The organism is Acidovorax sp. Root267 (assembly GCF_001429215.1).
Lineage (GTDB): Bacteria > Pseudomonadota > Gammaproteobacteria > Burkholderiales > Burkholderiaceae_C > Acidovorax > Acidovorax radicis.
Window position 1 is genome coordinate 1 of record NZ_LMJC01000001.1, and the last position, 2500, is coordinate 2500.

The 2500-nt window shown below is 50.9% G+C and carries 2 rRNA genes (1 of these 2 cut by a window edge); both read right to left on the reverse strand.

From position 1 onward, the window contains the following. Positions 1-101: 101 nt before the first annotated feature. Positions 102-214 (reverse strand): 5S ribosomal RNA (gene rrf, locus ASE39_RS00005). 143 nt (positions 215-357) lie between these two features. Next, positions 358-2500: ribosomal RNA gene (locus ASE39_RS00010) — 23S ribosomal RNA — on the reverse strand; it runs 736 nt beyond the window's last position.

A 2500-nucleotide genomic window follows, 5' to 3' on the forward strand; every position in this document is an offset into this window, starting at 1 on the left:
CAATGAATGAAGCACTTTGGATGTCACCGCTCCAAAGGATTTCACGACCCCAAAGCAAAAAACCCCAGTCATTGCTGACTGGGGTTTTCTGGGCTGTAAGAGCCTGACGATGACCTACTTTCACACGGGAACCCGCACTATCATCGGCGCAAAGTCGTTTCACTGTCCTGTTCGGGATGGGAAGGAGTGGGACCAACTTGCTATGGTCATCAGGCATAACTTGGTGCTGGGCTGTTCATGGAACAGCCTGGCGAATTCATAGAGTTTGGAATCAGATTTTGTGTCTTTTGACTGCGTCAACTTGGCATAACAATCTTTGAGCTTTTCACACTTTCGTGTGTTGGCTATCAAAGTTATAGGGTCAAGCCGCACGAGCAATTAGTATCAGTTAGCTTAACGCATTACTGCGCTTCCACACCTGACCTATCAACGTCCTGGTCTTGAACGACTCTTTAGGGGGCTCAAGGCCCCGGCAGATCTCATCTTGAAACGAGTTTCCCGCTTAGATGCTTTCAGCGGTTATCTCTTCCACACTTAGCTACTCGGCAATGCCACTGGCGTGACAACCGATACACCAGAGGTGTGTCCACTCCGGTCCTCTCGTACTAGGAGCAGGCTTCCTCAAATCTGCAGCGCCCACGGAAGATAGGGACCAAACTGTCTCACGACGTTTTAAACCCAGCTCACGTACCTCTTTAAATGGCGAACAGCCATACCCTTGGGACCGGCTACAGCCCCAGGATGAGATGAGCCGACATCGAGGTGCCAAACACCGCCGTCGATATGAACTCTTGGGCGGTATCAGCCTGTTATCCCCAGAGTACCTTTTATCCGTTGAGCGATGGCCCTTCCATACAGAACCACCGGATCACTATGTCCTGCTTTCGCATCTGCTCGACTTGTCAGTCTCGCAGTTAAGCACGCTTATGCCATTGCACTATCGTCACGATGTCCGACCGTAACTAGCGTACCTTCGAACTCCTCCGTTACGCTTTGGGAGGAGACCGCCCCAGTCAAACTGCCTACCATGCACTGTCCCCGATCCAGATAATGGACCTAGGTTAGAACCTCAAACACACCAGGGTGGTATTTCAACGTTGGCTCCATGAGATCTAGCGACCTCACTTCAAAGCCTCCCACCTATCCTACACAGATCTGTTCAAAGTCCAATACAAAGCTACAGTAAAGGTTCATGGGGTCTTTCCGTCTTTCCGCGGGGAGATTGCATCATCACAAACATTTCAACTTCGCTGAGTCTCAGGAGGAGACAGTGTGGCCATCGTTACGCCATTCGTGCAGGTCGGAACTTACCCGACAAGGAATTTCGCTACCTTAGGACCGTTATAGTTACGGCCGCCGTTTACTGGGACTTCAATCAAGAGCTTGCACCCCATCATTTAATCTTCCAGCACCGGGCAGGCGTCACACCCTATACGTCCACTTTCGTGTTTGCAGAGTGCTGTGTTTTTATTAAACAGTCGCAGCCACCGATTTTTTGCAACCCCGTTGGGCTCGCCTTGTACAGGTTCACCTACTTGGGGCATACCTTCTCCCGAAGTTACGGTATCAATTTGCCGAGTTCCTTCTCCTGAGTTCTCTCAAGCGCCTTAGAATACTCATCTCGCGCACCAGTGTCGGTTTGCGGTACGGTCGTCAATAGCTGAAGCTTAGTGGCTTTTCCTGGAAGCAGGGTATCACTCACTTCGTCTGCAAGCAGACTCGTTATCACCCCTCATCTAAGCCCGGCGGATTTRCCTACCAGGCACGACTACAGGCTTGAACCAACATATCCAACAGTTGGCTGAGCTAACCTTCTCCGTCCCCACATCGCACTATTGATCGGTACAGGAATATTGACCTGTTTCCCATCAGCTACGCATCTCTGCCTCGCCTTAGGGGCCGACTCACTCTACGCCGATGAACGTTGCGTAGAAAACCTTGCGCTTACGGCGAGGGGGCTTTTCACCCCCTTTAACGCTACTCATGTCAGCATTCGCACTTCTGATACCTCCAGCATCCGTTACCAGACACCTTCACAGGCCTACAGAACGCTCTCCTACCACTTGCAATAAATTGCAAATCCGCAGCTTCGGTAACTGGCTTAGCCCCGTTACATCTTCCGCGCAGGACGACTCGATCAGTGAGCTATTACGCTTTCTTTAAATGATGGCTGCTTCTAAGCCAACATCCTGACTGTTTTAGCCTTCCCACTTCGTTTCCCACTTAGCCAATTTTAGGGACCTTAGCTGGCGGTCTGGGTTGTTTCCCTCTTGAGTCCGGACGTTAGCACCCGGTGCTCTGTCTCCCAAGCTGTACTCGTCGGTATTCGGAGTTTGCATAGGTTTGGTAAGTCGCCATGACCCCCTAGCCTAAACAGTGCTCTACCCCCGACGGTAATACTTGAGGCACTACCTAAATAGTTTTCGGAGAGAACCAGCTATTTCCAAGTTTGTTTAGCCTTTCACCCCTATCCACAGCTCATCCGCTAGTTTTGCAACAC